A 24,382-nucleotide genomic window follows, 5' to 3' on the forward strand; every position below is an offset into this window, starting at 1 on the left:
AGGCCCGGAACATGCCAGCACCCTCCAGGCGAGGAGGCCGCCGTGCACGCCACGGTGGACAGCGCCGCGTTCGCCGACGCGGTAACCCGCACCGTCCAAGTCCTAGACAAGAAACCCGCGCACCCGGTCCTCAGTGGCCTACTTCTCCAGGTCCGCCGCGGCCACCTGCACATCATCGGCGCCGGCTACGGCGAGGCGAGCCACACGAAGGTGCGCGCGTTCGGCCACCGGGCCGGCCGCGCAGTGGCGCCCGGCAACCAGCTAGCCGCGATCGCCCGGCATCTCGGAGCCGACACCGTCACCCTGTCGCTCCGCAACGGCAGGCTCGCGATCGTCAGCGGTGCGACGACCTGGAAGCTGATGACCATGCCGGTCGAGGATTACCCCACCTGGCCCGACGAGGTCATCGCCGAGCACGGAAACCACGCCGACCACGCCAAACGGCAGCCACCGGGCAAGTGGGAGCACCGCATGGTTCGGGCCGAACGCACCATTCGCCACATCACCGCAGGGTTCCGCCCATCCCGGACACGCACTCTGTACGAGCCCGAGCCATTCGCGGTCGGCGACTGGGTCACCGTCACCACCGACGACGACCGGACGTTGACCGGCCAGATGGCCGCCGAGAACGTGGTGATCTTGCTGCATGAAGACGGGACGACCACATGCCATACGGTCCTGTCCATCTTCAAGCCCAAGTACGCGCGGTACCACATCCGCCACCAGCTTGACGAGGAAGCCATGGCTCGCCGCGACAGCGACGAACCGATCTGGAAGGTGTGGGACGTACGACGTGCCGCCGGTCCCCCGGATCAGGCGCCTGTCGCTACTTCTGAATTGGGTCGGGACGAGGCCACATCCGCACCGGATGGGGCACCACCGGACGCCGCTCCACCGGAGGAATCTCCGGCACCCGCACCGTCCCCCTCCGCGCCCGTCGCCTTCGAGTTGCCCGACCCGTTCGAGTGGCGCTGGCCCGACTTCGACCCCGCTGACCTGGCGGTGTCCGAATGAAGGCCGCAGATGGCAGCCCGAAACGAGAGGCCGCGTGATGGTCGAGTACACCCGCCGAGTCCGCACGGTCCGGCGCGTCGAATACGCGATCCCTTCGGGCTCCGCCTGGGCGGAGCTGCACAAGGTCCTCACCGCGATCCGCAACGAGCTCGGCGAGGAGGCCGCCCGCTGGGACGACGCCGCCCGCATCGAAGTCAGGGACGACGAGGTTGTCCTCTTCTTCGAGCGGGAAATGCCCTTGTGACCGCCCGCCGCCGCGTCACCTGCCTGCGCCGCCCGCGGGAAGCAATGCCGCCGGGCTTCTGCGGTCGTAGCATGGCCCGCCGTGGATATCTCAGCCGAACCGTTGGACCTGCCCTCGGCGCCCTTTCCTCCGCCGCCTGCGGGCGAGGTCGTCTCTGTGCCTGACGTGGTGGGCCAGCCTTGTCCGATGTGCGGGGAGCTGGTTAAGGGCGCGTCGCTGGTCGGTGAGGAGTTGCAGGCCCTGAGCCCGTGCGGGTGCGCGATCTAATTCTGAACCACTCGGGGAGCGCCCGGCGTCATGCCGGGGCTCCCCCTAGCTCTGCACAGCGTTCAGAGCGCGTACACGGTCCGGCGCGGGCTCAACGTCCATGCTGGCCTAGCGGTTGGCGACGGAGTTGCGTCACTCGGCCGGGCCTCGGACCAGTGGCGGGGCCTGTCGGCGCGGGGGTAGGCGCGATCGATCTGAGGATCGCTGGGGGAATCGCCAGTTCATCCGAGGCCAACCGATACGGTTTGTCTCCGTATCGCTGCGACAGCAGCTTCCACAGCAGCAGCGGGTGTTCGTGCCCGACTGTGACTGGTTCCTCCTTCCGCCAGCCGCGATGGTTGAGCTGTACGAACAGCGACTGTCGGCGGGGTTCGTCGATCGCGTCTACTGCTGCCGCTCGCATGATGAGCGCCTGTATCGATACCCCCCAAGCAGCCTTTTTGTGAGCGAGGCTGGTCAACGTCAACCGCCCTGCGAACTCCTCTACCGCACGCTGGTAGGGCAGGAGGAACGCCCCGGCGAACTGGTGCGCCTCCCGCTCAGGATCGGCGCATCGTGGCCGGAACGTGTGCAGAACCAGGTGGCCGAGTTCATGAGCGAGGGTGAATCGGTCCCGGTCCCCTGAACCAGTGAAGTAGCCGATGAGCGCGGCCTCGCCCGGCCCTCCCCAGTACGAAACACCGAAGTGCTTGCCTGAGGTGATCGGCGTTTCCCCTCCAGGTCCAGTGAGGCTGATGGGTGCGACCGCGACCCCTGCGCGCTCGAGCGCCCGCGTTAGGTGGGGAACCGGCTTGTCGGGAGCCAGGCGCAGCGCCTCCCGGGTCGCCATGGCGAGAGTTTCGATCTGTTCCTGGTCAAGCTCGTCCTCGGTGGCAAAGGGCAACGGTGGCGCCGGGTAGGTGTCCTGCACCAGTTGTTCGGTAACCCGGTAGCTCTCCCCGTATAGCGCATGTATCCGCTTGGTCATCTTCTTGCTGGCGGAAGCGGTCTTACGGAACCGCAGCGAGTCCAATGGCACCGTCGATGGGCTGACATCGAAGAACTTCACCGGTGTGCCGGTAGCGTCGGCGATCAGTTCGAGCATGCCGGGGCCGGGGTCGCCGTCGTTGTTCTCCAGCTTGGAGATCCATGCCTGGCTCACACCTGACAACCTCGACAGCTCGATTTGTGTCAGCCCGAACAGTTCTCGCAGGGTCCGTAGCCGTTCACCCGCCGAGGCCGTCAGCACTCTCGACACCGTTCTCTTCTGCGGGAAGCTGGAGTTCCAGCTCGTCATCGGCCGGCTCGAATGCCAGCGTGGCCAGATCGTCGGCCTGCCTGGGCAGCATGAAGTCCAGGTCGACCTTCTCGGTCTTGCCGAACTTCCAGGTGCCGATCGTTCGCACGACACGGAAAGCGGGGGCCCCGGTGCTCGCACTGATGCGCCACAGCACTAGCAGCCGGTCGTTGGGCGGCCCGAACAGCGGCACCTGCGAGTCCAGCCGGGGGTTGGAGTAGTACGCGCGGCGGCTGAGGTTGGTGCCGGGCGGCGGGACCTGCTCGTCCGATAGCCCGTGCAGGATACGGATGCGGTAGTTCCCGTCAGTGAGCCAGAGCTCGCCGTTGCGCGCGTGGTTGCCGTACAGAGCCCAGTCGCCGAGCGCGCCGGGGCCGATCCTGCTCATCTCGTAGTGAGCGAAGCCCCGGATGCAGTGCGTGCCCAGCCACTTGTACTGAGGAACGTCCAGCATCGGTAGGCGGTTACGCCGCAGCGTTTCCGCGGTCGTGAACACGTCGTGGAGGGGCTCACAGAGCGGCATCATCGCCTGACGCACCCGGTCAGCCTCAGCCTCAAGGTTCCTCATGTCAGTAATAATATCACCCATGATCTTTATGTTCGAGGAGGCGCACCGGGCCACCAGGTGAGGGGCCGCGACGCCAGGACGCATGCTGGCCCGAGCACGCACTGACCCCGGCCACCCGCTCCGCGTGCAGCACACCAGCCGCATGCTCAGCTCAGGTAGTGCCCGCGCCGACCTCGGCACGCGACTGATCCGAGGCGACGCCGTACAGCAGGCGGATCAGGTCCTGCGTCGGGATCCTGATCCTGCGGCCCAGACGCAGCACGCGAGTGCTGTCCCAGGCGTCGCGGCGGATCAGGTCGTAGACGGTCCAGGAACCGATGCCCAGGACGGACGCGGCCGTGGGCACGTCGGTGGTGGGGCCGAGCGCCGCGATGCGCTCGCGACTCCATGTCGCGTTGTTCAAGTCGTTCGTCCTGCCATGTCGAGGCCGATGGGGAGCCGGAGCGCTGCCCGATCCACGTGGGGTCCGGTGCGGTCCGGTGCGTCCAGATTGTTCGACTTGTGTTGAGTGCTGTCAACGCGAAGGCTTACTGTGTCGGTGTGACACGGAATGATTGGCCGAGTGCCCTCGCCACCTCCATCGCCGAACAGGTCCGCCGCTACCGCAAGGACCGCGGCCTCAGCGCCCAGCAACTCGCCGATGCCTGCACCGCACTGGGCATGGAGACCTCACGCTCGGCGATCGCCAACTTCGAGTCCGGCCGCCGCCCGACCATCAGCGTCGCGGAGCTTCTGATCTTCGCCCACGCCCTACGCGTGCCGCCGCTCCTGCTCGTCGTGCCGGTCGGCGCCGATCAGTCCGTCCAACTTGCGCCCGGCGTCGCCACGTCGGCGTGGGACGCCGCCCAGTGGTTCGCCGGCCTCGGCCGCGACGCCGGCGACAACCCGATCCGCCTCTTCCAGCGCCACGACCGCTTCGTCAGCGAGTACGAGTTCGCCGCCCGCAGGTCCGCCGGAGCCCGGTCCATGCTGCAGGACGCTGACGGGGACCGCCGCGAGGCGCACGCTGCGACCGCCCACGCCGCCGACCAGGCCGCGCGGCTCGCTGAAGAAGTCATCGACGAGATCCGCGACGACATCCGGGCGCTCGGCCTCACCCCGCCCGCGCTCCCAGCCGAGCTGGCACACCTGCCCTAACCGCCCCCCGTGTAGCCGCTACCAGGCGCCTACGACGAAATCTGTCACCCTCGCCCGCGATGATCTGCGCAGACCTCTCGGGAACCCCTCGCCCCACGGAGAACATCTGTGAAGCCCTTCAAAAGGTGCTGGTGCCGCGACGCCGCGGGCAAGCTGCTCGGTAAGAAGTGCCCTGATCTGGCCAAGCGTGGGCACGGCAAGTGGTACGGCCGCTACGAGGCCCCTGCCGGTGCAGATGGGAAACGCCGACAGCCCACGATCGGCCCTTACGACACCGAAAAGGAATGCAAGCGCGCACTGGGGGAGGCCGTTGGAGCGGCAGGTAGCGGTGACATCGCCGAAGACCGCAAGATCACGGTGGGTGAGTACCTGGAGCGTCGGCATGGGTGGCGAGTCTCCGAATCGACAAGTGCGGGGGAGGGGCTCAAGAAGTCGACCCTCAATACGGACCGGGAACTCATAGATCTCTACCTCAAGCCAGGGCTCGGTCACCTCAAACTGGCCGACCTGCGTGACGGCCATATCCGCGACTTGTACGCCGCCATGCGGCAGATCAACCGGCTGCCGGAAGGGGAGAAGCCGAACGAGTTGCTACGCAGGCTCCTGCTGGTTCGCGCCGCTAGGACGGGCGGCAAGGCGTACTCAACCAAGCCGCTTTCTGAGGCGCGGATCAAGCGGGTGCACATCTGCCTGAACGCGGCGCTCAACGACGCGGTCAGGGTCTCCAAGATCCTGCGGTCTAACCCCGCCGTGTCGATCTTCAAGACCAAGGGAGGAAGCGGCGGCCGCAAGGTCCGCGCGAAGCCGCTGCTGTGGACCGATGAACGTGTCGCGCACTGGGAGAAGACCGGCGAGGTCCCCGCCAAGGTGATGGTGTGGACCCCCATGCAGGCCGGATGGTTCCTTGACTTCGCCGAATCCAGCCGCCTCTACCCCCTGCTGCACCTGGCAACCTACTGGGGCTTGCGCCGCGGAGAACTCATCGGTCAGGCATGGGCGGATGCCGATCTGTCCAAGAGCACGCTCCACGTTCGCCGGGCCCAGCAGGATGACGAGCTGGACGACGTGAAGTCCGACGCCTCTGACCGCACCATCACCCTCGACCGCGGCACCGTCGACGTCCTGACCAACTGGCGCCAGATGCAGCAAGCGGAGCGAGAGGCGTGGAAGGAAGGCTGGGCGGAGTCCGGGCGGATGTTTACTCAGGAGGACGGCCGCGAGATGACGCCTAAGTCGCTCACCGACCACTTCGCTCGCCTGGTCCGCCGCTACTCCGCCATCCGCCGGCACCACGCCGAAGGCTGGAGCATCGAGATGATCGTCAAGCGTTCGCGGGTCTCGCCGCACGAAGTGGAAGTCGCGCTCGCCGGTCCTCCGCTGCCGCCCGTGCGTTTTCACGACCTTCGTCACGGTGCAGCCACGATGCTGCACGCGGCAGGTGTGTCGATGAAGGTGGTGTCCGACATCCTTGGGCACTCATCCGAGTCCTTCACCTCCGATGTGTACGCCGTGGTGGCGCAGGAGTTGGCGCACGACGCGGCTGTGCGGATCGCCGACTTCATCCCACGTCGGAACAGGCAGAAGGGGCCGGTCGTCGAGCCGGTGCACATCGCTTGCGACCAGGCGATGCTTGCACGGCTGCGCACGCTTCAACGGCCCGGTGAGGACCTCTCGGCGGTGGCTGCCCGGGTGATTCGTGGCCTCCTAGGAGGGGCTGAAACGGCGGCGTGAGGGTGCTGCGAGTGAGCAGAACACGCTCCGCGCGGTTCGTGCGAGCATTGTGCGAGCAGTACCCCAGAGGGCCCGGCAACTGAGAACGCCCCCGACCTCCGTCGGGGGCGTTTCCGCTGGCCAGCGCGTTGTGCTTTCGGCGCCCCCGGCAGGATTCGAACCTGCGACACCCGCTTTAGGAGAGCGGTGCTCTATCCCCTGAGCTACGGAGGCATGTCGTCGCTCGCCGGAAGAGCGTAGCGGACGGCACCTACAAGGGTAGGGGAAGGGGTGTGCTGGGCGCTCCCCGTTATGGGGGCCGCCGGGGGCGGGAGAGCATCGGAATGTGGCGGGAGATGGCTTACGGGTGCTCTAGGCCGGGTGGGGTAGGTGTGGGTACGCTTCGGTGCCGTGACGGGTCGGCATCGGGGGCAGCCGAAGGAGCGGGAGGCCGCGGGGGCGGGTGCGTCCCGGCGGAGGCGCGGAGCGATGGTGGCGGGCGCGTTCCTGCTGCCGGTCGCGCTGGCGACCGTGGTGGCGTTCTCGCTGCGCGACGAGCCGGCGGACGGCGCGCCGTCGCCGACGCCGAGGGCCGTGCGGGCGTCGCCTTCGGCGGAGCCGACGTTCGGGAAGTACATCCCGCCCGCGAAGAAGCCCCAGGCGGAGACCAAGGCGCCGCAGCGTTCCGCCACGCCCACGGCGGAGCCGACGCGGAGGGCGACCCGGAAGCCCGTGCGGCCGCCGGACGCCCGGCCGACGTGCCCGTGGACGGGCGTGCCGTACCTTGACCGTTGGTGCCACCGGCGTCCTCACATGGGTCGCTGAGGCGGTTACGCCGAGTTCAACGGTGAACCTGTAGTAGCGTTCTGCCGCTGTTCGTATTCGGGCATCAGGAGGAAAACCACCGTGCCGAACCCCCGGTCGGCTGCGTTGGCCGCGGCCGTCCTGGTGATGGCGACGCTCGTGCCGCAGGGAGCCGGCAGGGCGGCCGACGGCGGGGACGACGTCAAGTCGCTGCGCGAGGCCGCCGCGAAGGCCCGCGACGAACTCGAGACGGCCACCAAGGACATGCAGAGCCGCCAGAAGGACCTGGCGTCCTCGCAGAGCAAGCTGAAGGCGACGCTGAAGGATCTGGCGGGCGCCGAGGCGCAGCTCAACCAGATCCGGCAGCCGCTGGCACGGCTCGCGAACAACTCGTATCAGCAGCAGGGCGCCGCCGGGTCGATGGCGGTGTTCGGCGGCGGGAACCCCGAGCAGGCGCTGCGGTCCACCGCGGACGTGAGCATGCTCGCGCAGGCGCAGCAGGAACTGGTGGACCGTGCCGACGCGCTGCAGAAGCGCAGGCAGCAGCTGGCGTCCACCGCGCAGGACCTGCAGTCGCGCAGTGCGATCGCGCAGACGCGGGTGCAGCAGGACATCGACGGCCTCAAGCAGCGGTCGGCCCAGCTGACCGACCAGCTGAACGCGATGCTCAAGAAGCTGCCCGCGAGCAAGCGGCTGGAGCTCGGCTGCGACAAGAGCCTCGCCGCCGACGCCAAGAAGTTCCCCAACGGGCTGATCCCGCAGAAGTACCTGTGCCCGCTGCCGCAGAAGGGGCGGGAGCTGCGCGCGGACGCGGCCCTGGCCTTCTACAAGCTGAACGCCGCGTACAAGCGCCACTTCGGCCGCGACATGTGCCTGACGGACTCCTACCGGAGCCTGGCCGAGCAGCAGTCGGTGTACGTGCGGCGGCCCGGGTTCGCGGCCGTCCCCGGGACCAGCAACCACGGCAAGGGCCAGGCCATCGACGTCTGCGGCGGGGTCCAGAACCAGGGCTCGGCGCAGTTCAACTGGTTGAAGGCCAACTCCAAGACGTACGGGTGGTTCCACCCGGCGTGGGCCTACAGCAACCCGTTCGAGCCCTGGCACTGGGAGTACGGCACCGAGAGCCAGTACTGAGGCGTCAGGGCGTCTTCACGAGCGGGACGATCTCGGAGGTGCAGAACCGGCAGCGCCGCGCCTTGATGGGGATCTCGGCGAGGCACTCGGGGCACTCGCGCTCGGTGGCGTCCTTCCCGCGGTCCATCCGCTCGATCAGCTTGGTGGTCGGCAGCACGACCAGGAAGTAGACGATCGCCGAGGTGATGAAGAAGGCGATCGCCGAGGTGACGAAGACGCCGTAGGGGAACGTCGTGCCGTCGACCGTCAGGGAGAGCCGGGTGTAGTCGGGCTTGCCGCCGATCAGCGCGATCAGCGGGGTGATGAACGAGTTCGCGAAGTCCTTGACGAGCGAGGCGAACGCCGCTCCGACGACGAACGCGACGGCGAGATCGACGAGGTTTCCGCGGAAGAGGAACTTCTTGAATCCGCTCATGTGTGCTCCCGGGGGTCGGTGGATCGCGTCCCGTCGGACGCTCTCCTGACGGCGATCGGCTTGGGGGCGCGCGGGGAGAGGCGCGTCCGATCTGCGCCTGGTTTGCCCTGATTTGAGGGTGTTCTCACCCCCGCGTGCGCCATGTCACTCATGTTCGGCCCGGCCGGAGCCGGGCTGAACGGCTACGGATGGTAATGAAAGTTCACCCCTTGTGCCAAGTTGATCCTGCCCGGCGCCGGGCCGGTCAGGTGCCGGTGATGGTGATCGAGAGGGCGGTGCCCGCGCCGGCGAGCGCCTGGGCCTGCACCCGGTCGGTCGCGAGGACCACGAGCGCGCCCTGCTGACCGCCGTCGTCGCGGGGCCGGGGCACGGTCACCACGCGGACGCCGGAGACGACCACGCGGGCATCGCCGCCCCACTGGCCCGCCTTGCCGGGGCCGTCGTCGGCGCCGTCGGAGGGCGGGCCGGCCAGCACGTCGACCCGGTCGCCGGAGCGCAGGAGCCGGACGGTGCCGGCGTCGGCGACGCGGACGGGCGCGGCGACCGTCCCGGGCCCGTAGCCGCGCAGCAGCCCGGCGCCGACCAGCCGCGCGTCGGTGATCGGCTCGCCGCGCCGCACGGGCCCCGCGAGGACCCGCCCCGCCGCGCCGGAGCGCATCGCGCCCGCCGGGACGGCCGGGGGCGGCAGGTCGAGGGCGCGCAGGTCGGAGCCGCCGAGCGTGGCGCCCGCGGGCAGGTCGCGCGCCGCGGCCAGGACGCGCACGGACGGCGCCGGGCCGGGCCGCAGCGCGGTGAGGGCCAGGCCCGCGGCGGCCGCGGCGGACAGTGCCGCCAGCGGCCGCCGGAGCCGGGCCGCGCGTGCCCTCACGGCAACTCCACCGGGAGGTCCATGCCGTCCAGGACCGACGGGCAGGGGCAGCCGCGTTCGGCGGGCAGCGCCTTGACCACGTCGGCGACGAGGCCGCGCAGCCGCCCGATGTTCTGGCCGAACACCCGCAGCACCTCGTCCATCGTGACGCCCTCACCCTCCTCGATGCCGGCGTCGAGGTCGGTGACCAGGCAGAGCGGGGTGTAGCAGAGCGCCAGCTCGCGGGCGAGGACGGCCTCGGGGTGGCCGGTCATCCCGACGAGCGTCCAGCCCTGGCCGGCGAACCAGCGGGACTCGGCCCGGGTGGAGAACCGCGGGCCCTCGATGACGACGAGGGTGCCGCCGTCGACGGGCGCCCATCCGGCGGCGTTCGCGGCGTCGACCGCGGCACGGCGGCCGGTGGGGCAGTACGGGTCGGAGAAGGAGACGTGGATCGCGGCGCCGTCGTCGTAGTAGGTCTGCGGGCGCCCGGAGGTCCGGTCGACGAGCTGGTCGGGGACGGCGAGCGTGCCGGGCCCGAGGTCGGGCGTCAGCGAGCCGACCGCGCTCGGCGCGAGGACCTGCCGGACGCCCAGCGACCGCAGCGCCCACAGGTTCGCCCGGTACGGGATCTTGTGCGGCGGGAAGCGGTGGTCGCGGCCGTGCCGGGGGACGAACGCGACGCGCCGCCCCGCGAGCTCGCCGATGGCGACGGCGTCGCTCGGCGGCCCGTACGGGGTGTCGACGCGCACCTCCTCGACGTCGTCGAGGAACGAGTAGAAACCGGAACCGCCGATGACGGCGATCTCGGCCGTGGGCTGCGACTTGGTGGACATGCCGCCGACACTAACCAGGCCGCCGGAGCACGGGCAGACCCGACGCGAAATGTGGATAACTTCATGATCAGCGGACGCGGGAGAGGGGCCCGGCGCCTCGCCGAACCCCTCCGGAGCCGCATGGACCAGGGCGTGTCAGCCGACCCGGTCGAGGATCTTGGACCCGTTCGGCTCCGCCTCGCGCGCGGCGAGCCGTCCGGGCGCCCAGATCCGCCGGCCGAGGTCGTGCGCCAGGGCGGGCAGCAGCAGCGACCGCACGACCAGCGTGTCGAACAGGACGCCGAACGCGACCACGAAGCCCATCTCCACCATGGACACCAGCGGCAGCGTCGCCATCGCGCCGAACGTCGCCGCCAGCACCACCCCGGCGGAGGTGATGACCCCGCCGGTGACGGTGAGGCCGCGCCGGATGCCGCGCCGCGTGCCGAGGGCCTGGGACTCTTCCCGTACGCGGTGCATGAGGAAGATGTTGTAGTCGACCCCGAGCGCCACCAGGAAGGTGAACGCCTGCAGGGGGAACCCCGTGTCGGCGCCCTCGAAGCCGAAGCCGTGCTTGAAGATGAGCGCGCACGCGCCCAGCGAGGCGAGGAACGACAGGACGACGGTGCCCATCATCAGCAGCGGTGCGACGAGCGCGCGCAGCAGCAGGACGAGGATGACGAAGACCACGCCCAGCACGATCGGGAAGATGACCTTGTTGTCGCGTGCGGAGGCCCGCTTGGTGTCCAGGGACGTGGCGGTGGTGCCGCCGACCTTGGCGTCCGCGGACGGGACGGCGTGCACGGCGTCCCGGAGCCGGTCGATGGTCCGCTCGGCCGCCTTGCTGTCGGCGGGGTCGCGCAGGGTCGCCTCGTACATGACCAGACCGTGCGCGCGGGCAGGCGGGCCGACCTGGGCGACGCCCTGTGTGCGCGCGGCCGCGGCGGCGACTTCGGACGACGCCGAAGCCTTGCTGATGACGACGGCCGGGGAGCCGGATCCAGCTGGGTAGTGCCGCGCCACGGCCTCCTGCCCGGCGATCGAGTCGGGACGTCCGGTGAACTGTCCGGCGTTGGAGAGCCCGTCCGCCTTAAGCGAGCCGAGGCCAGAGGTAAGGCCGACTAGGACGATCCCCGTGATGATCCAGAGCGCTCGCGAGCGCCTCCCCACGAGGCCTGCCACGCGCGACCAGATGCCGTGCTCGGCCTCGTACGCCTCCGGCTCCAGGTACTTGGCGTCGTAGCGCGGGACGAGCGGCCAGAACACCCAGCGGCCGAAGATGACGAGCAGTGCGGGCAGCAGCGTGACCATGGCCGCCAGCGCGGTGAGGACGCCCGCCGCGGCGACGGGCCCGAGCCCGGCGGTGGAGTTCAGGTCGGCGAGCAGCAGGCACAGCAGGCCAACGGCGACGGTGGCGGCGGAGGCGATGACGGCCGGCGCGGCGCGGCGCAGGGCGAACGCCATGGCCTCGTGCCGGTCATCGTGCCGGTGCAGCTCCTCGCGATAGCGGGCGACGAGCAGGAGGGCATAGTCGGTGGCCACGCCGAACACCAGCACGGTCATGATGCCGGAGCTCATCCCGTTGACGGTCAGGTCGGCGTACTTGGCCAGCAGATAGACGACGGACTGGGCGAGCCCTAGGGCGAACACGGCGCTGAGCACCGGGATGAACCACAGCATGGGGCTGCGGTAGATGATCAGGAGCAGGACGATCACGACGATGCCGGCGGCCAGGAGCAGGAAGCCGTCGAGGCTGCGGAACACGCCGAACTGGTCGGAGCCGGCGCCCGCGGGCCCGGTGACGTGCGCGGACAGCCCGGGCGGGCCGCGCCGGACGAGGTCGCGGGCGTGGTCGACGAAGTCCGTCACGTCGTCGCTCTTGACCGGGACGAGGGCCTCCAGCGCCCTGCCGTCCCGGGACGGGATCGGCCCCTGCGCCTTCTCGGCGCCGGGGAGGCGCTGGAGGGCGGGCAGGTCGGCGGCGGCCTTGGCGCGGTCCGCGGCGGTGATGCCGCCGGAACGCTCGTAGACGATGACGGCGAGCATCGTCTCGTCCTTCTCGAAGGCGTCGTGCTGCTTGACGACCTGCGTGGACTCGGCGCCGGCGGGCAGCCAGGACGCCGCGTCGTTGTCCTCGACGTCGGTCAGCCGGCCGGCGAGCGAGCCGAGGGCGGCCAGCAGGACGATCCAGACGGCGAGGACGGCCCATTTGCCGCGGCGTCCGGCGATCAGCCCGGCGAGGCGGCGGGCGGGCGTTCTGGGGGGAGCCTGGCTCTGTGCGCGCATGGTCGTCTCCTGAGGTGTCCGTCGATCTCGCGATATGACGCGATCACTTGCTCACAACCAGAGTGTCTCGCGAAGCGAGAGAAAGCAAGTTATATCGCGAAATCTCGGGGTCGCCTCAGGGTTCCCCTAGGGGTGGCCTCAGGGGCGCCCAGGAACACGACGAAGGCCGGAGGAACCCGGTTGGGTTCCTCCGGCCTTCGGAAGCGCTGTGGAGGGGCGTGCCCCTTGTGTCAGGCCACCTTCTCGGACGAAGACGACTTCGACGAGGACGTGGACGACGAGGAGGACGACGACGAGTCGCCCGACGACGACGTCGACGAGGACGAGTCGGACTTGCCGGAGTCACTGCCCGACGACGAGCCGTTCGACCCGTTGGACGAGCTCCCCACGGTGGAGGACGACTTGCCGGAGCCGCGGCTGTCGGTGCGGTAGAAGCCCGACCCCTTGAAGATGATCCCCGCGGCGGAGAAGACCTTGCGGAGCTTCCCCTCGCAGGCCGGGCATTCGGTCAGCGCGTCGTCGCTGAACTTCTGCACGACCTCCAGAGGCTCGCCGCACTCGGTGCAAACGTACTGATACGTCGGCACGGTTCCTCCTCGCTGACTCAGCCCGGGCGCCGTCCCGGACTGGCACTCACTCTAGATGACTGCTAATGGTACCCATGCATGGAACAGGATTCACCGCGGGTCTGTTCCCGGGCGCCCGAGGGCCCCTGCCGGCGGCCGCTCACGCGCCCGTCTCGCCGAACCAGCCGGCCAGCTTCCCGCGGCGGCTGATGGCGCGCAGCCTGCGTTCCGTGGTCTCCCGCACGGTGTCGGTGGTCACGACCAGCAGGGTGTCGCCGCTCTGCAGGGGCGTGGTGGGCTCCGGTACGAAGCTCGACCCGTCCCGTACGACGAGGGTAATGGACGCTCCGGCGGGCAGCCGCAGCTCGAAGATCTCCACCCCGCTCAACCGGGAGTCGGGTGGGATGCGGACTTCGAGCAGGTCCGCATGGAGCTCCTCCAGGGGCGCGGCCTCGACGTCCAGTTCGCGCGTCTCCTCGTCGCTCTTGAGGCGGCACCAGCGCGCCACCAGCGGCAGCGTGGGGCCCTGCAAGAGCGTGAACACCACGACGATGTTGAAGACGATGGAGAAGAGCCGGTCGGCGCCGGGGACGTCCTTCACCATCGGGATGGTGGCCAGGACGATGGGGACGGCGCCGCGCAGCCCCGCCCATGAGGCGAAGACCTTCTCGCCCCAGGACAGCTTGAAGCCGATCGACGACAGTACGACCGACACGGGACGCGCCACCAGCAACAGGACGAACCCGATGATGAGCGCCGGGACGATCTGGCCGGGCAGCGCGCTGGGGGAGGCCAGCAGGCCCAGCATCACGAACAGGCCGATCTGGGCGAGCCAACCGATGCCTTCGGCGAAGCCCCTCGTCGCCGGACGGTGCGGCAGTCGCGCATTGCCGAGCACCAGCGCGCTCACATAGACGGCCAGGAAGCCGCTCGCATGCAGCAGTGTGGCGGCGCCGTAGGAGCCGATGGACAGCGACATCACGGCGATGGGGTAAAGGCCGGATGCTGGGAGGGCGATGCGGCGCAGCGCCTGTGCGCCGAGCCACCCGATCGCGAATCCGAGCACGCCGCCGGCGATCAGCTCGTACACCATCACGCCGACGAGCTCGGCGAGGTTGGGGACGCCGCCGTGCGTGGCGCTGAGCGTGACCACGATGATCACGACGGGTGCGTCATTGAAGCCCGATTCGGCTTCGAGCAGCCCGGTCAGCCGGGACGGCAGCGGCAGCCTGCGCAGCACCGAGAACACGGCCGCGGCGTCGGTGGGGGCCAGTACGGCGGCCAGCAGGAACGCCGGGCGCCAGTCCATGCCGATCAGCCACATGGCGGCGAGCGCCACCACGACGATGCTGATCAGGGTGCCGATGGTGGACACGCTGAGGGCGGCCGGCACGGACGGCCGCACGTGCCGCCAGCTGGTGGTGAGACCACCCTCGGCGAGGATCAGGACGAGCGCGCCGAGGCCGAGCGTCTCGGCCAGTTCGGCGTTGTCGAAGTCGATGTGGAGGGGACCGGACTCGCCGATGAGAAGGCCGAGGCCCATGTACGCCAGAAGGGTCGGCAGGCCGGCCTTGTGCGACAGCCGGACCGCGACGATGGCGCTGAGTACGAGCACGGCCCCGAGGAGTAGCCAGATGTCGAGATGCACATCCCACCCTTCGGGGTCGTCAAAGTTGAACTTTTAGCAATACTACAGAATCATGTGTCAAATGCATACTTGCGGTTGATGAATAGGATGCCTAGAACGTCCGTTATCTCCGTCTGACCTGCGGATCCACGCCGTTGACCACGTTCTGCACCGCGTGCCCCTGGACGGCCCGGGTGACGTTCTCGAGCAGCATCGTCACGATGTTCCGCTGCGACTGCGTCGTCCCGCCCGCCGCATGCGGCGACAGCAGGACGTTCTCGTGCGCGCGCAGGGGGCTGTCCGCCGCAGGCGGCTCCTCGTCGAAGACGTCCAGGGCCGCGCCGGCGAGCCGTCCCGACTCCAATGCGGCGAGGACGGCGTCGTCTGGCGCGATGCCTCCGCGCGCCACGTTCACCAGCAGCGCCTTGTCGGGGAGCAGTGCGAGGCGTTCGGGACCGATCAGACCGCGCGTCTCGTCGGTGAGCGGTAGGGCGAGCACGAGGATGTCGGACGTGGCGAGCAGATCGTCCAGCTCCAGGTAGGGGACGGGCGCCGAGTCACGCCGGTGCCTCGTCCAGTAGGAGACCTCGCAGCCGAGAGCCTGGAACAGGCGTGCCGCCTCCGCGCCTATGGCCCCGTAACCGACGACCCCTACGCGCTGCGCATGGACTTCCCGCGTGCCCCGCGCCAGAAGCTCCGCCTGCGGCCACTCGCCCGCGCGCACATGGCGATCACCCCAGACGAGGTGGCGGCACAGTGCGAACGCGGCGCCGACCGCCCATTCGGCCACTCCGCGCGCGTTCGCACCGGCGGTGTTGGCCAGCGGTACACCGGCCTTGGCCAGCGCCCCGCCGTCGATGCTGTCGGTCCCCACGGCGGGCATCTGCACGAACGCCAGGTGCGGCGCGGCGGTGACGGCCTCGGCGTCCAGCTTCAGCAGGCCGCTGAAGTCGCCGATGACCAGTTCGGCGTCCGGGAGCGCCGCGAGGAGCCCGGCGCGGTCCCTGGTCTGCGGGAACACCATCTCCACCGTGTCGCCGAACGAGCCGAACAGGCCCCGCACGAGGTCCTCCCCGAGCGGGGGAAGGGAAAGGATCCGCCACGGCGCCGTCATCTCGAACCTCCCGGTGGGCCTCGCGTCCGACCGCGGTCCCCGAAGCCGCGATCTTGCCGTTCCTCAGCCTATGCGCCCGTCCGGTACTGGCCATAGAGCCAGGTAGTGCTAACTGCAGGGCTACATCTAGAGGACCACCGAAGGCGCGGTTACCGCCCGCCCGAGCTGTTCACCGGGGCCCTCAGCCGAACCGCACCAGCCCCTCGGATGGCGTCACCGCCGCGCGCACACGCTGGTCATGCGGCTCGGACGGAAGCTCGTCCACGAGTTCGGCGTCGTACACCAGCCCGACCGTCAGGATCGCCGGGCCGACACGCGCCAGCGCCCGGTCGTACGAGCCGCCCCCGCGGCCCAGCCGCATGCCCGCGCGGTCGACCGCCACCGCCGGCGTCAGGACCACGTCCGCGCTGGCCACGGCCCCCGGGCCGCGCGGCGGCTCGGTCGGCTCCAGGCACCCGCGCGGGCCGGGCGCCAGCGAGTCGGGCCCCTCGTAGGACGCCCAGTCGAGGTCGCCGTCCGGCAGCAGCCGGGGCAGCAGCACGTACGCGCCGCGCTTCCACAGCGCGAACAGCAGGCTTCTGGTGTCCGGTTCGGTGCCGATGGAGGCATAGGCGGCGATCGTCCCCGCCATCTCGACCTCGGGCGCGGACAGCAGCGCGTCGCGCAGCGACCGGCCCGCCGCGGCGCGCTCCTCCGGAGTCATGATCGCACGCCGCTCCAGCAGCCCTGCGCGGATGTCGGTCTTCGCAACGATGTCGTGCACGCTTGTGTCCTCGCGGATGGCTAGGGTCTTTTCATGGTCGACATTGCACCCGTACTCAAGGCCGTCGTTCCGGCGGCCGGCCTCGGTACCCGATTCTTGCCCGCCACGAAGGCGACGCCAAAGGAAATGCTGCCCGTCGTCGACAAACCGGCGATCCAGTACGTCGTCGAGGAGGCCGTGGACGCCGGCCTCAGCGACGTCCTGATGATCACCGGGCGCAGCAAGCGGTCCATCGAGGACCACTTCGACCGCGCCTACGAGCTGGAGGAGGCGCTCGACGCCAAGGGCGACAGCGAGCGCCTCGCGGCCATCCGCGAGTCCGCCGACCTGGCGACCATGCACTACGTCCGGCAGGGCGAGCCGCGCGGGCTCGGCCACGCGGTGCACTGCGCCCGCCAGCACGTCGGCCACGAGCCGTTCGCGGTGCTGCTCGGCGACGACATGATCGACGCCCGCGACAAGCTGCTGCAGCGGATGATCGAGGTGCGCGGCCAGTACGGCGGCAGCGTCGTCGCGCTCATGGAGGTCGAGCCCGACCAGGTCTCCGCCTACGGCTGCGCGGCCATCGAGGCGACCGGCGAGGACGACGTCGTGCGCATCTCCGACCTGGTCGAGAAGCCCGCCGCCGAGGAGGCGCCGAGCAACTGGATCATCATCGGCCGCTACGTCTGCGACCCCGCGGTGTTCGACGTGCTGGAGAAGACCCCGCCCGGCCGCGGCGGCGAGATCCAGCTGACCGACGCGCTGCGCACCCTCGCCGACATGCCCGCCGAGAACGGCGGCGGCGTGTACGGCGTGAAGTTCCGCGGCCGCCGCTACGACACCGGCAACAAGCTGGAGTACCTGCGCACGGTCGTGCAGTTCGCGGCCGAACGCCCCGATCTGGCGCCCGAGTTCATCCCGTGGCTGCGCGAGTTCGTCCGGGCCCATGACGCCGCGGACGGCGTGGGCGGCTCCGGCGACGCGTGACGACCCGTCACACTGGGGCCGTGGGCATGAGAACGGTCGATGAGCACCTGACGGAGATCCTCGGCGGCGTCGCGGCGCTGCCGCCGCTCGACCTCGCGCTGCTGGAGGCGCAGGGGACGGTGCTCGCCGAGCCCGTCACCGCGCCGGTCCCGCTGCCGCCCTTCGACAACTCCGCGATGGACGGCTACGCCGTCGTCGCGGCGGACGTCGCGGGGGCCACCGAGGCCGAACCGGTCACGCTTCCCGTGGTCGGCGACATCGTCGCGGGCGACCCGGGCGTCTCCGCCATCCGGACGGGGCTGACCGCCCGCATCATGACGGGCGCCCCGCTGCCCGCCGGCGCCGACGCGGTCATCCCGGTGGAGTGGACGGACGGCGGCGCCGCGACCGTGCGCATCAGCCGCCCCGCACCTGCCGGGAACTACATCCGCCGGTCCGGCGAGGACGTTCTCGCGGGCCAGACCGTAGTGGAGGCGGGGACGCGGCTAGGCGCGACGCAGATCGGCATGGTCGCCGCCGTAGGGCGCTCCCATGTGGCCGTCAGGCCGAAACCGCGCGTCGTCGTGGTCTCCACAGGGGACGAGCTACAGGAGCCGGGTAGGCAGCTCGCTCCCGGGCAGATCTGGGAGTCCAACAGCTACATGCTCACCGCCGCAGTGGTGGAGGCGGGGGGAGTCGGCTACCGGCAGGCGACCGTCCATGACGAGCCCGCCAAGGTCATGGAGATGCTGGAGGACCAGCTCGTCCGCGCGGACGCCATCATCACCTCGGGCGGCGTGTCCATGGGCACCAGGGACGTGGTGAAGGAGGTGCTGTCCGGCACCGGCACGGTGCGTTTCCACAAGGTGCGCATGCGCCCGGGTAAGCCGCAGGGGTTCGGCCTGCTGGAGGGCACGCCCATCTTCACGCTCCCGGGGAATCCCGTAAGCGCGTACGTCTCGTTCCAGGTCTTCGTGCGTCCCGCCCTGCGCGTCATGCAGGGGCTGCCGCCCGAACCGCCGGCCACCGTCGGCGCCGTCCTGGCCGAGGACATCAAGTCTCCTGCCGGGCTGCGGCACTTCGTGCGCGGGCGGCTGTCGTTCAACCGCAGCCACTACACCGTCACCCCGGCCGAGACGCAGGGATCGCACCAGCTCGGATCGCTCGCCATGGCGAACGCGCTGATCGCACTGCCGGAGGACGCCGAGGCGCTGCCCGCCGGCTCGCACGTGGAAGTGATGAGGTTGCCATGAGTGCCATGGGCACCGAGTTCTCGCATCTGGATGACCAGGGTGCGGCCCGGATGGTCGACGTGTCCGCCAAGGACGTGTCGGCCCGGACCGCGACCGCGACCGGGTTCGTCCGGCTCTCCGCCGAATGCGTCGGGCTGCTGCGCGCCGGCGACATGCCGAAGGGCGACGCGCTGTCGGTCGCCCGCATCGCCGGGATCATGGGGGCCAAGCGGGTCCCCGACCTGGTCCCGCTCTGCCACCCGATCGCGCTGCACGGCGTCACCGTCGAGCTGGAGATCCTGGACGAGGGCGTGGCGATCAGGGCCGTGACGCGCACCGCCGACCGCACCGGCGTGGAGATGGAGGCGCTCACCTCCGTGTCCGTCGCCGCGCTCGCGCTGGTCGACATGGTCAAGGCGGTCGACCCGGCCGCCGTGATCACCGACGTGCGGGTCGAGGAGAAGACCGGCGGCAAGACCGGCGTGTGGCGCCGGTGATCCGGGCGATGGCGGTCACCGTGTCCAACCGCGCGGCCGCCGGGGTCTATGCGGACAAGTCGGGCCCGGTGCTGGTCGAGCTGCTGGAGGACCTCGGCTGCCAGGTCGACGGCCCGGTGGTGGTGCCGGACGGGGAGCCGGTCGCCGAGGTGCTGCGGGACGCGGTCGGCCAGGGCTACGACGTCGTCGTGACGTCCGGCGGCACCGGCCTCACCCCGACCGACCGGACGCCGGAGATGACCCGGACGGTCATCGAGCGCGAGGTGCCGGGGATCGCCGAGGCGATCCGGCTGGAGGGCCGCGACAAGGTGCCCGCGGCGATCCTGTCGCGCGGCCTCGCGGGCCTCGCCGGGCGGACGCTGATCGTCAACCTGCCCGGCTCGACCGGCGGCGTCCGCGACGGCATGGCCGTGCTCGGCCGCGTCCTGGCGCACGCCGTCGACCAGATCGGCGGCGGCGACCACCCGCGGCCCGCAGCGGGTTAGACCTGGACGACCCGGACGCCCGCCTCGGTGAAGGAAGCGACGTCGGCGTCCCGGACGGCGCCGTCGGTGACCAGCACGTCGATCCGGCTCGTGTCGCAGATCCGGGCGAACGCGCGGCGGCCGACCTTCGAGCCGTCCGCGACCACGACCACCTGGTCGGCGCGCTCGGCCATCAGCCGGTTGACGTCCGCCTCGCCCTCGTTGTGGCAGGTCGCGCCGTGCTCGACGGCCACCCCGTTGACGCCGAGGATCGCCACGTCCAGCGTCACGTGGTCGAAGATCCCGGTGGCGAGCGGCCCGGTCAGCTCATAGGACTGCGGGCGCGGCACGCCGCCCGTCAGCACGATCTTCACGTGCGGCCGGACGGCCAGCTCGGTGCCGATGTTCAGCGCGTTCGTCACGATGGTGATCGCCGGGGAGCCGCCCTCGGCGTGCAGGTCGGCGCGCGTCGCCAGCACCCGCGCGACCTCGGAGGTCGTGGTGCCGCCGTTCAGCCCGATGATCGCCCCGGGCCGGGCCATCTCGGCGGTCGCGGCGGCGATCCGCTGCTTCTCCGTCGCGTGGCGCGCGGTCTTGTAGCGCAGCGGCAGGTCGTAGCTGACGCTCTGCGCGACCGCGCCGCCGCGCGTGCGGGTGAGCATCTGCTGCTGGGCGAGCTGGTCGAAGTCGCGGCGGATCGTCGCGGCCGACACCGCCATCCGGTCCGCCGCCTCCTCGACGCTCAGCCGGCCGGCGTCCGCGAGCATTCCGAGCAGCGCGTTCCAGCGTTCGTGGCGTGTCACCCCGGCCCCTTTCCGGTACGCGGACGGCCCTGCGGGACGGCTCCGCCCTGGATTCTAGCGATGCACCACTATGGTCTTTTCTGCTCAGACTTGGTATTGAACAAGCAGGAACACGCAGACGGCTGCAGAGGGAGCGGAGCATGGCGGAGCGCGGCGGCGGGCACACCGAGGCCGAGATCGCGTCCCAGCCCGACCGCTGGCGGCGCGCCGCCGCGACGGCCGCGGACCTCGCGCCGGTGCTGCCCCGCCGCGGCGAGCGGGTCGCGGTGATCGGCTGCGGGACGTCCTGGTTCGTCGCGCAGGCGTACGCGGCGCTCCGCGAGGCCGCCGGGCACGGCGAGACCGACGCGTTCGCCGCGTCCGAGTTCCCGGCGGGCCGCCGCTACGACCGGCTGCTGGCGCTGTCGCGTTCCGGAACGACCACCGAGGTCCTGGACGTGCTGGCGCGCGTGCGCGGCACGACCCCGACCGTCGCGATCACCGCCGACCCCGCGACGCCGGTGATGAACGCCGCCGACGAGATCATCGTCCTCGACTACGCCGACGAGCGCTCGGTCGTGCAGACCCGCTACGCCACGACCCAGCTCGTCCTGCTCCGCGCCCACCTCGGCGAGGACGTCGCCGCGGTGATCGCCGACGCCGAGCGGGCCGTCGCCGAGCCGCTGCCCGCCGCGGCCGTCGCCGCGGACCAGTTCACCTTCCTCGGCCGCGGCTGGACGATCGGCCTCGCGCACGAGGCCGCGCTCAAGATGCGCGAGGCCGCCGGCGCGTGGACCGAGTCCTACCCCGCCATGGAGTACCGGCACGGCCCGATCGCGGTCACCGGCCCCGGCCGCGTCGCCTGGATGTTCGGCGAGCCGCCCGCGGGCCTCGCCGGCCAGGTCGCGCAGGCCGGCGGCACGATGATCACGACCCCGCTGGACCCGCTCGCCGACCTGATCAGGGCCCAGCGGCTCGCCGTCGAGATCGCCCGCGCACGCGGGGACGATCCCGACCGGCCGCGCAACCTCACCCGCTCGGTCATCCTGGACGTCCGGTGACCAACCTGGCGAACGCCCGCATCGTCCTGCCCGGCGGCGTCACGTCCGGGACCCTGCACGTCGACGGCGGCCGGCTCGCCCCGTCGTCCACCGGCGAGACCGTCGACCTCGAAGGCCGGTTCGTCGTCCCCGGCTTCGTGGACATGCACGTCCACGGCGGCGCGGGCGCGTCCTACCAGACCGGACGTCCCGAAGAGGCGGAACGGGCCGCCCGCTTCCACCTGGCCCACGGGACCACCACGACCATCGCCAGCCTCGTCACCGGCACGCCCGGCGAGCTCGCCGACGCCGTCGCGGCCCTCGCCGACCTCGCCACCGACGGCCTCATCGCCGGCGTCCACCTCGAAGGCCCCTACCTCGCCCGGGACCGCTGCGGCGCCCACGACCCCGGCCTCCTGCGCGCCCCCGACCGCGCCGAGTTCGCCCGCCTCGCCCGGCTCGGCGGCGGCCGGCTCCGCATGATCACCCTCGCGCCCGAGCTGCCCGGCGCGCTCGACCTCGTCCGCGACGCCGCCGACGCCGGCGTGATCGCGGCCGTCGGGCACACCGACGCGCCCGGCGAGACGGCCCGCGCCGCGTTCGACGCCGGCGCCACCGTCGCGACCCACCTGTTCAACGCCATGCGGCCGCTGCACCACCGCGAGGGCGGCCCGGTCGCCGCCGCCCTCAGCGACCCCCGCGTCACCGCCGAGCTGATCAACGACGGCGTGCACGTCGAGGGCGCCGTCGGCCGGCTGGCGTTGCGCGCCGCCCCCGGCCGCGTCGCGCTGATCACCGACGCGATGGCCGCCGCAGGCATGGGCGACGGCGACTACCGGCTCGGCGTCATGGACGTCCAGGTCCGCGACGGCCGCGCCACCCTCGCCGGAGGGACGTCCATCGCCGGGAGCACGATCACGATGGCCGACGCGTTCCGCCGCGCCGTCACCGTCCTCGGACTGCCGATCGAAGAGGCCGCTGTGGCGGCGTCCCTCGTCCCGGCGCGCGCGCTGGGCGTCGACTCGCGCGTCGGCTCCCTCGAAACCGGCAAGGACGCCGACCTTGTCGTTCTGAACAACGACATGTCGGTCCACCGCGTGATGAAGGCCGGCCGCTGGGTGTGACCCGGGCCGTACCGCGCACTATTTTCCCGGCCACAATGGATGGCGTTCGCAGGTCCTACCAGGGAATCATGGAACCGTGGAACGATTGCGGGGATGGCCGGTCACCCTCACCGAGGGTCCCGTCGGGCTGCGACCGCTGCGGCACCGCGACGCCGCCACCTGGCGCGAGCTGCGGGTACGCAACGCCGACTGGCTGCGCCCCTGGGAGCCCACCAACCCCGAGACGCCGCTGTTCCGCAGCGGGCTCGGACCCTACGTCAGCATGGTCCACACGATGCGCCGCGAAGCCCGCCAGGGCCTCGCGCTGCCCTGGGTCGTCACCCACGAGGACCGCTTCGCCGGCCAGCTCACCATCGGCGCGATCGTCTGGGGCTCGGCCCGCTCCGCCCAGATCGGCTACTGGGTCGACAAGCAGGTCGCCGGCCGCGGCGTCATTCCCACCGCGGTCGCCCTCGCCGTCGACCACTGTTTCTTCACCGTCGGCCTGCACCGCCTCGAAGCCAATATCCGCCCGGAGAACGCCGCCAGCCGCCGCGTCGTCGAAAAGCTCGGATTCCGGGAAGAAGGAATTCGCCGCCGCCATCTGCACATCGACGGCGCCTGGCGCGACCACCTCTGCTACGCCCTGACCGTCGAGGACGTCCCCGGTGGCCTGCGAGCCCGCTGGCTGGCCGAACGCAAACAGGCATTTCCCCGGCGCACTTGAGTCCAGGGTGACTTTCGCCGCGTAAGAATCCTGCGATCGAGAAGACTCGGCAAACGGAGAGTAACGGCGGCATCGATCTCGCGACACACCGCCCCTTATGCTCGTCAACCTCTGACACCGGCTCGTACCGTGCGGGGCGTGACCCTGCTCCCATTGCACGCCCGCGCGCCGAAAGTCGGCCCGCTGATTCGGCGTGCCCTGGGACGGCCCGAGGCGGTGACCGCGTGAGCAGCGCCGTCCTCTATCTCGCCATCGTCGCGGTCTGGGCCGTCGTCCTGGTCCCCATGTGGCTGCGCCGCGACACCGAGAACACCGGCATCACCCGGCTCCTCCACAAGCGCGCCGACGACCTCGACGACGAGACCGAGACCACGGACGCCCCGGAGGCCCCGGAGGAGCCCCAGGACGCCGAGGAGCCGCACGAGGCCGACGAGCCCCAGGAGGCCGAGGCCCCGCGCACCCGCCGTCCGGCGACCCGCGCCGCCGTCATCGCCCGGCGCCGCCGCCGCACGTCCGGCCTGGCGGCCCTGCTCGTCACCGCCGTCGCCCTGGTCGCGTCCGGGCTGCTGCCCTGGTGGGTCACGCTGCCCCCGACGCTGCTGCTGGGCGGCCATCTCACCCTGCTGCGCACCGCCGTCGGCATGGACGCCGCCCGCCGCCGCACCGCCGCCGAGGCCCGCGCCGCCGCCCGCGCGCGCGCCCTGGAGGCCCGCCGCGCCGAGGAGGCCGCCGAGCCCGCCGAGGTCATCGAGCTGGTCACCCCGGAGGAGGTCTTCGACCAGTACGCCGACGACCGCCGCGCCGTCGGCGAATGACCCCCGGCGTGCGCGAGCACCCCTCGAAGTGCGCTAACCTTACAGAGTCCTTGGGGCTGTAGCGCAGTCCGGTAGCGCACCTCGTTCGCATCGAGGGGGTCAGGGGTTCAAATCCCCTCAGCTCCACCCAGGATTCGCAGGGCAGAGGCCGATTCAGGAGAGATCCTAGATCGGCCTCTAGTCATTT

Annotated in this window: 26 protein-coding genes and 2 tRNA genes; 15 read left to right on the forward strand and 13 right to left on the reverse strand. The window is 70.9% G+C overall.

Going from position 1 to position 24,382, the window contains the following annotated elements:
• Positions 1-42 precede the first annotated feature (42 nt).
• Positions 43-1,014, forward strand: coding sequence for a hypothetical protein (locus J4709_RS19950; protein ID WP_208242900.1), 972 nt, complete (start codon positions 43-45; stop codon positions 1,012-1,014).
• A 37-nt stretch (positions 1,015-1,051) separates the two neighbouring features.
• Positions 1,052-1,258 carry a hypothetical protein gene (locus J4709_RS19955; RefSeq protein WP_208242902.1) on the forward strand — a complete coding sequence of 69 codons (207 nt, stop codon included), beginning with the start codon at positions 1,052-1,054 and terminating at the stop codon, positions 1,256-1,258.
• Positions 1,259-1,616: 358 nt separating this feature from the next.
• Here J4709_RS19955 and J4709_RS19960 read toward each other — a convergent pair whose 3' ends face one another.
• The 3 genes from J4709_RS19960 to J4709_RS19970 form a co-directional block, all read right to left on the reverse strand.
• Positions 1,617-2,801 carry a helix-turn-helix domain-containing protein gene (locus J4709_RS19960; RefSeq protein WP_208242904.1) on the reverse strand — a complete coding sequence of 395 codons (1,185 nt, stop codon included), beginning with the start codon at positions 2,799-2,801 and terminating at the stop codon, positions 1,617-1,619.
• Complete coding sequence (locus J4709_RS19965; RefSeq protein ID WP_208242906.1) at positions 2,731-3,369, reverse strand: hypothetical protein; 639 nt, start codon at positions 3,367-3,369, stop codon at positions 2,731-2,733. The genes J4709_RS19960 and J4709_RS19965 overlap by 71 nt, the downstream gene beginning before the upstream one ends.
• Positions 3,370-3,520: 151 nt before the next feature.
• Positions 3,521-3,772: a hypothetical protein gene (locus J4709_RS19970; RefSeq protein WP_208242908.1), complete on the reverse strand. Its 252-nt coding sequence runs from the start codon at positions 3,770-3,772 to the stop codon at positions 3,521-3,523.
• Between the two features lie 137 nt (positions 3,773-3,909).
• On the opposite strand from J4709_RS19970, the gene J4709_RS19975 reads away from it, so the two are divergent.
• Complete coding sequence (locus tag J4709_RS19975; RefSeq protein ID WP_208242910.1) at positions 3,910-4,506, forward strand: helix-turn-helix domain-containing protein; 597 nt, start codon at positions 3,910-3,912, stop codon at positions 4,504-4,506.
• A 108-nt stretch (positions 4,507-4,614) separates the two neighbouring features.
• Positions 4,615-6,237 carry a tyrosine-type recombinase/integrase gene (locus tag J4709_RS19980; RefSeq protein WP_208242913.1) on the forward strand — a complete coding sequence of 541 codons (1,623 nt, stop codon included), beginning with the start codon at positions 4,615-4,617 and terminating at the stop codon, positions 6,235-6,237.
• Positions 6,238-6,377: 140 nt separating this feature from the next.
• Here the strand turns inward: J4709_RS19980 and J4709_RS19985 are convergent.
• Positions 6,378-6,450, reverse strand: a tRNA-Arg gene (locus J4709_RS19985).
• Positions 6,451-6,627: 177 nt separating this feature from the next.
• Between J4709_RS19985 and J4709_RS19990 the strand changes: the two genes are divergently transcribed.
• Positions 6,628-7,041 carry a hypothetical protein gene (locus J4709_RS19990; RefSeq protein ID WP_208242915.1) on the forward strand — a complete coding sequence of 138 codons (414 nt, stop codon included), beginning with the start codon at positions 6,628-6,630 and terminating at the stop codon, positions 7,039-7,041.
• An 81-nt stretch (positions 7,042-7,122) separates the two neighbouring features.
• Positions 7,123-8,154, forward strand: a complete 1,032-nt coding sequence (locus J4709_RS19995; RefSeq protein WP_208242926.1) for a D-alanyl-D-alanine carboxypeptidase family protein — start codon at positions 7,123-7,125, stop codon at positions 8,152-8,154.
• A gap of 4 nt (positions 8,155-8,158) precedes the next feature.
• Here J4709_RS19995 and mscL read toward each other — a convergent pair whose 3' ends face one another.
• The 8 genes from mscL to J4709_RS20035 form a co-directional block, all read right to left on the reverse strand.
• Positions 8,159-8,569 (reverse strand): large conductance mechanosensitive channel protein MscL, encoded by a 411-nt coding sequence (gene mscL / locus J4709_RS20000; RefSeq protein WP_173096529.1) that lies wholly within the window; start codon positions 8,567-8,569, stop codon positions 8,159-8,161.
• 244 nt (positions 8,570-8,813) lie between these two features.
• Positions 8,814-9,437, reverse strand: coding sequence for an SAF domain-containing protein (locus tag J4709_RS20005; RefSeq protein ID WP_208242928.1), 624 nt, complete (start codon positions 9,435-9,437; stop codon positions 8,814-8,816).
• Entirely contained in the window at positions 9,434-10,252 is an 819-nt protein-coding gene (locus J4709_RS20010; protein WP_208242930.1) for an S-methyl-5'-thioadenosine phosphorylase, read from the reverse strand. The genes J4709_RS20005 and J4709_RS20010 overlap by 4 nt, the downstream gene beginning before the upstream one ends.
• 135 nt (positions 10,253-10,387) lie before the next feature.
• Positions 10,388-12,517 carry an MMPL family transporter gene (locus J4709_RS20015; protein ID WP_208242932.1) on the reverse strand — a complete coding sequence of 710 codons (2,130 nt, stop codon included), beginning with the start codon at positions 12,515-12,517 and terminating at the stop codon, positions 10,388-10,390.
• A gap of 230 nt (positions 12,518-12,747) precedes the next feature.
• On the reverse strand, positions 12,748-13,104 hold the full coding sequence (locus J4709_RS20020; RefSeq protein WP_173096525.1) for an FmdB family zinc ribbon protein: 357 nt from the start codon (positions 13,102-13,104) through the stop codon (positions 12,748-12,750).
• 139 nt (positions 13,105-13,243) lie between these two features.
• Positions 13,244-14,731 (reverse strand): potassium/proton antiporter, encoded by a 1,488-nt coding sequence (locus J4709_RS20025; RefSeq protein WP_208242934.1) that lies wholly within the window; start codon positions 14,729-14,731, stop codon positions 13,244-13,246.
• Positions 14,732-14,834: 103 nt separating this feature from the next.
• The gene (locus J4709_RS20030) at positions 14,835-15,824 is read right to left on the reverse strand and encodes a 2-hydroxyacid dehydrogenase (RefSeq protein WP_208242936.1); all 990 of its coding nucleotides are present in this window, start codon (positions 15,822-15,824) and stop codon (positions 14,835-14,837) included.
• A 181-nt stretch (positions 15,825-16,005) separates the two neighbouring features.
• Positions 16,006-16,587, reverse strand: coding sequence for a 5-formyltetrahydrofolate cyclo-ligase (locus J4709_RS20035; protein ID WP_208242938.1), 582 nt, complete (start codon positions 16,585-16,587; stop codon positions 16,006-16,008).
• Between the two features lie 33 nt (positions 16,588-16,620).
• Between J4709_RS20035 and galU the strand changes: the two genes are divergently transcribed.
• The 4 genes from galU to J4709_RS20055 are packed head-to-tail and all read left to right on the forward strand — an operon-like array spanning position 16,621 to position 19,749.
• On the forward strand, positions 16,621-17,556 hold the full coding sequence (gene galU, locus J4709_RS20040) for a UTP--glucose-1-phosphate uridylyltransferase GalU (protein WP_208242940.1): 936 nt from the start codon (positions 16,621-16,623) through the stop codon (positions 17,554-17,556).
• 26 nt (positions 17,557-17,582) lie between these two features.
• On the forward strand, positions 17,583-18,788 hold the full coding sequence (gene glp / locus J4709_RS20045; protein ID WP_208243333.1) for a molybdotransferase-like divisome protein Glp: 1,206 nt from the start codon (positions 17,583-17,585) through the stop codon (positions 18,786-18,788).
• Positions 18,785-19,264, forward strand: coding sequence for a cyclic pyranopterin monophosphate synthase MoaC (moaC, locus tag J4709_RS20050; RefSeq protein WP_208242942.1), 480 nt, complete (start codon positions 18,785-18,787; stop codon positions 19,262-19,264). The genes glp and moaC overlap by 4 nt, the downstream gene beginning before the upstream one ends.
• Before the next feature lie 8 nt (positions 19,265-19,272).
• Positions 19,273-19,749 (forward strand): MogA/MoaB family molybdenum cofactor biosynthesis protein, encoded by a 477-nt coding sequence (locus tag J4709_RS20055; protein WP_208242944.1) that lies wholly within the window; start codon positions 19,273-19,275, stop codon positions 19,747-19,749.
• On the opposite strand, the gene J4709_RS20060 is transcribed toward J4709_RS20055, so the two are convergent.
• Positions 19,746-20,531, reverse strand: coding sequence for a DeoR/GlpR family DNA-binding transcription regulator (locus J4709_RS20060; RefSeq protein ID WP_208242946.1), 786 nt, complete (start codon positions 20,529-20,531; stop codon positions 19,746-19,748). The genes J4709_RS20055 and J4709_RS20060 overlap by 4 nt on opposite strands.
• 140 nt (positions 20,532-20,671) lie before the next feature.
• On the opposite strand from J4709_RS20060, the gene J4709_RS20065 reads away from it, so the two are divergent.
• The 5 genes from J4709_RS20065 (at position 20,672) to J4709_RS20085 (ending at position 24,321) form a co-directional block, all read left to right on the forward strand.
• Positions 20,672-21,571 carry an SIS domain-containing protein gene (locus tag J4709_RS20065; RefSeq protein ID WP_208242948.1) on the forward strand — a complete coding sequence of 300 codons (900 nt, stop codon included), beginning with the start codon at positions 20,672-20,674 and terminating at the stop codon, positions 21,569-21,571.
• Positions 21,568-22,674: an N-acetylglucosamine-6-phosphate deacetylase gene (nagA, locus tag J4709_RS20070; RefSeq protein WP_208242949.1), complete on the forward strand. Its 1,107-nt coding sequence runs from the start codon at positions 21,568-21,570 to the stop codon at positions 22,672-22,674. Before J4709_RS20065 ends, nagA begins: the two co-directional genes overlap by 4 nt.
• Positions 22,675-22,759: 85 nt before the next feature.
• Entirely contained in the window at positions 22,760-23,380 is a 621-nt protein-coding gene (locus J4709_RS20075) for a GNAT family N-acetyltransferase (RefSeq protein WP_208243335.1), read from the forward strand.
• A gap of 224 nt (positions 23,381-23,604) precedes the next feature.
• Positions 23,605-24,195, forward strand: coding sequence for a divisome protein SepX/GlpR (sepX, locus tag J4709_RS20080; protein WP_208242951.1), 591 nt, complete (start codon positions 23,605-23,607; stop codon positions 24,193-24,195).
• A gap of 52 nt (positions 24,196-24,247) precedes the next feature.
• Positions 24,248-24,321, forward strand: a tRNA-Ala gene (locus J4709_RS20085).
• Positions 24,322-24,382: the final 61 nt, after the last annotated feature.

The sequence above is a fragment of the Actinomadura violacea genome, assembly GCF_017573465.1.
GTDB lineage: Bacteria > Actinomycetota > Actinomycetes > Streptosporangiales > Streptosporangiaceae > Spirillospora > Spirillospora violacea.

Bases quoted from the DNA above. Each gene is read 5' to 3' on its own strand.
- J4709_RS20065 (WP_208242948.1), top strand. From the start codon at position 20,672: ATGGCGGAGCGCGGCGGCGGGCACACCGAGGCCGAGATCGCGTCCCAG.
- galU (WP_208242940.1), top strand. From the start codon at position 16,621: ATGGTCGACATTGCACCCGTACTCAAGGCCGTCGTTCCGGCGGCCGGC.
- J4709_RS20010 (WP_208242930.1), bottom strand. From the start codon at position 10,252: ATGTCCACCAAGTCGCAGCCCACGGCCGAGATCGCCGTCATCGGCGGT.
- moaC (WP_208242942.1), top strand. From the start codon at position 18,785: ATGAGTGCCATGGGCACCGAGTTCTCGCATCTGGATGACCAGGGTGCG.
- J4709_RS19955 (WP_208242902.1), top strand. From the start codon at position 1,052: ATGGTCGAGTACACCCGCCGAGTCCGCACGGTCCGGCGCGTCGAATAC.
- J4709_RS20030 (WP_208242936.1), bottom strand. From the start codon at position 15,824: ATGACGGCGCCGTGGCGGATCCTTTCCCTTCCCCCGCTCGGGGAGGAC.
- J4709_RS19960 (WP_208242904.1), bottom strand. From the start codon at position 2,801: ATGACGAGCTGGAACTCCAGCTTCCCGCAGAAGAGAACGGTGTCGAGA.
- J4709_RS20055 (WP_208242944.1), top strand. From the start codon at position 19,273: ATGGCGGTCACCGTGTCCAACCGCGCGGCCGCCGGGGTCTATGCGGAC.
- glp (WP_208243333.1), top strand. From the start codon at position 17,583: ATGAGAACGGTCGATGAGCACCTGACGGAGATCCTCGGCGGCGTCGCG.
- J4709_RS19965 (WP_208242906.1), bottom strand. From the start codon at position 3,369: ATGAGGAACCTTGAGGCTGAGGCTGACCGGGTGCGTCAGGCGATGATG.
- J4709_RS20015 (WP_208242932.1), bottom strand. From the start codon at position 12,517: ATGCGCGCACAGAGCCAGGCTCCCCCCAGAACGCCCGCCCGCCGCCTC.
- mscL (WP_173096529.1), bottom strand. From the start codon at position 8,569: ATGAGCGGATTCAAGAAGTTCCTCTTCCGCGGAAACCTCGTCGATCTC.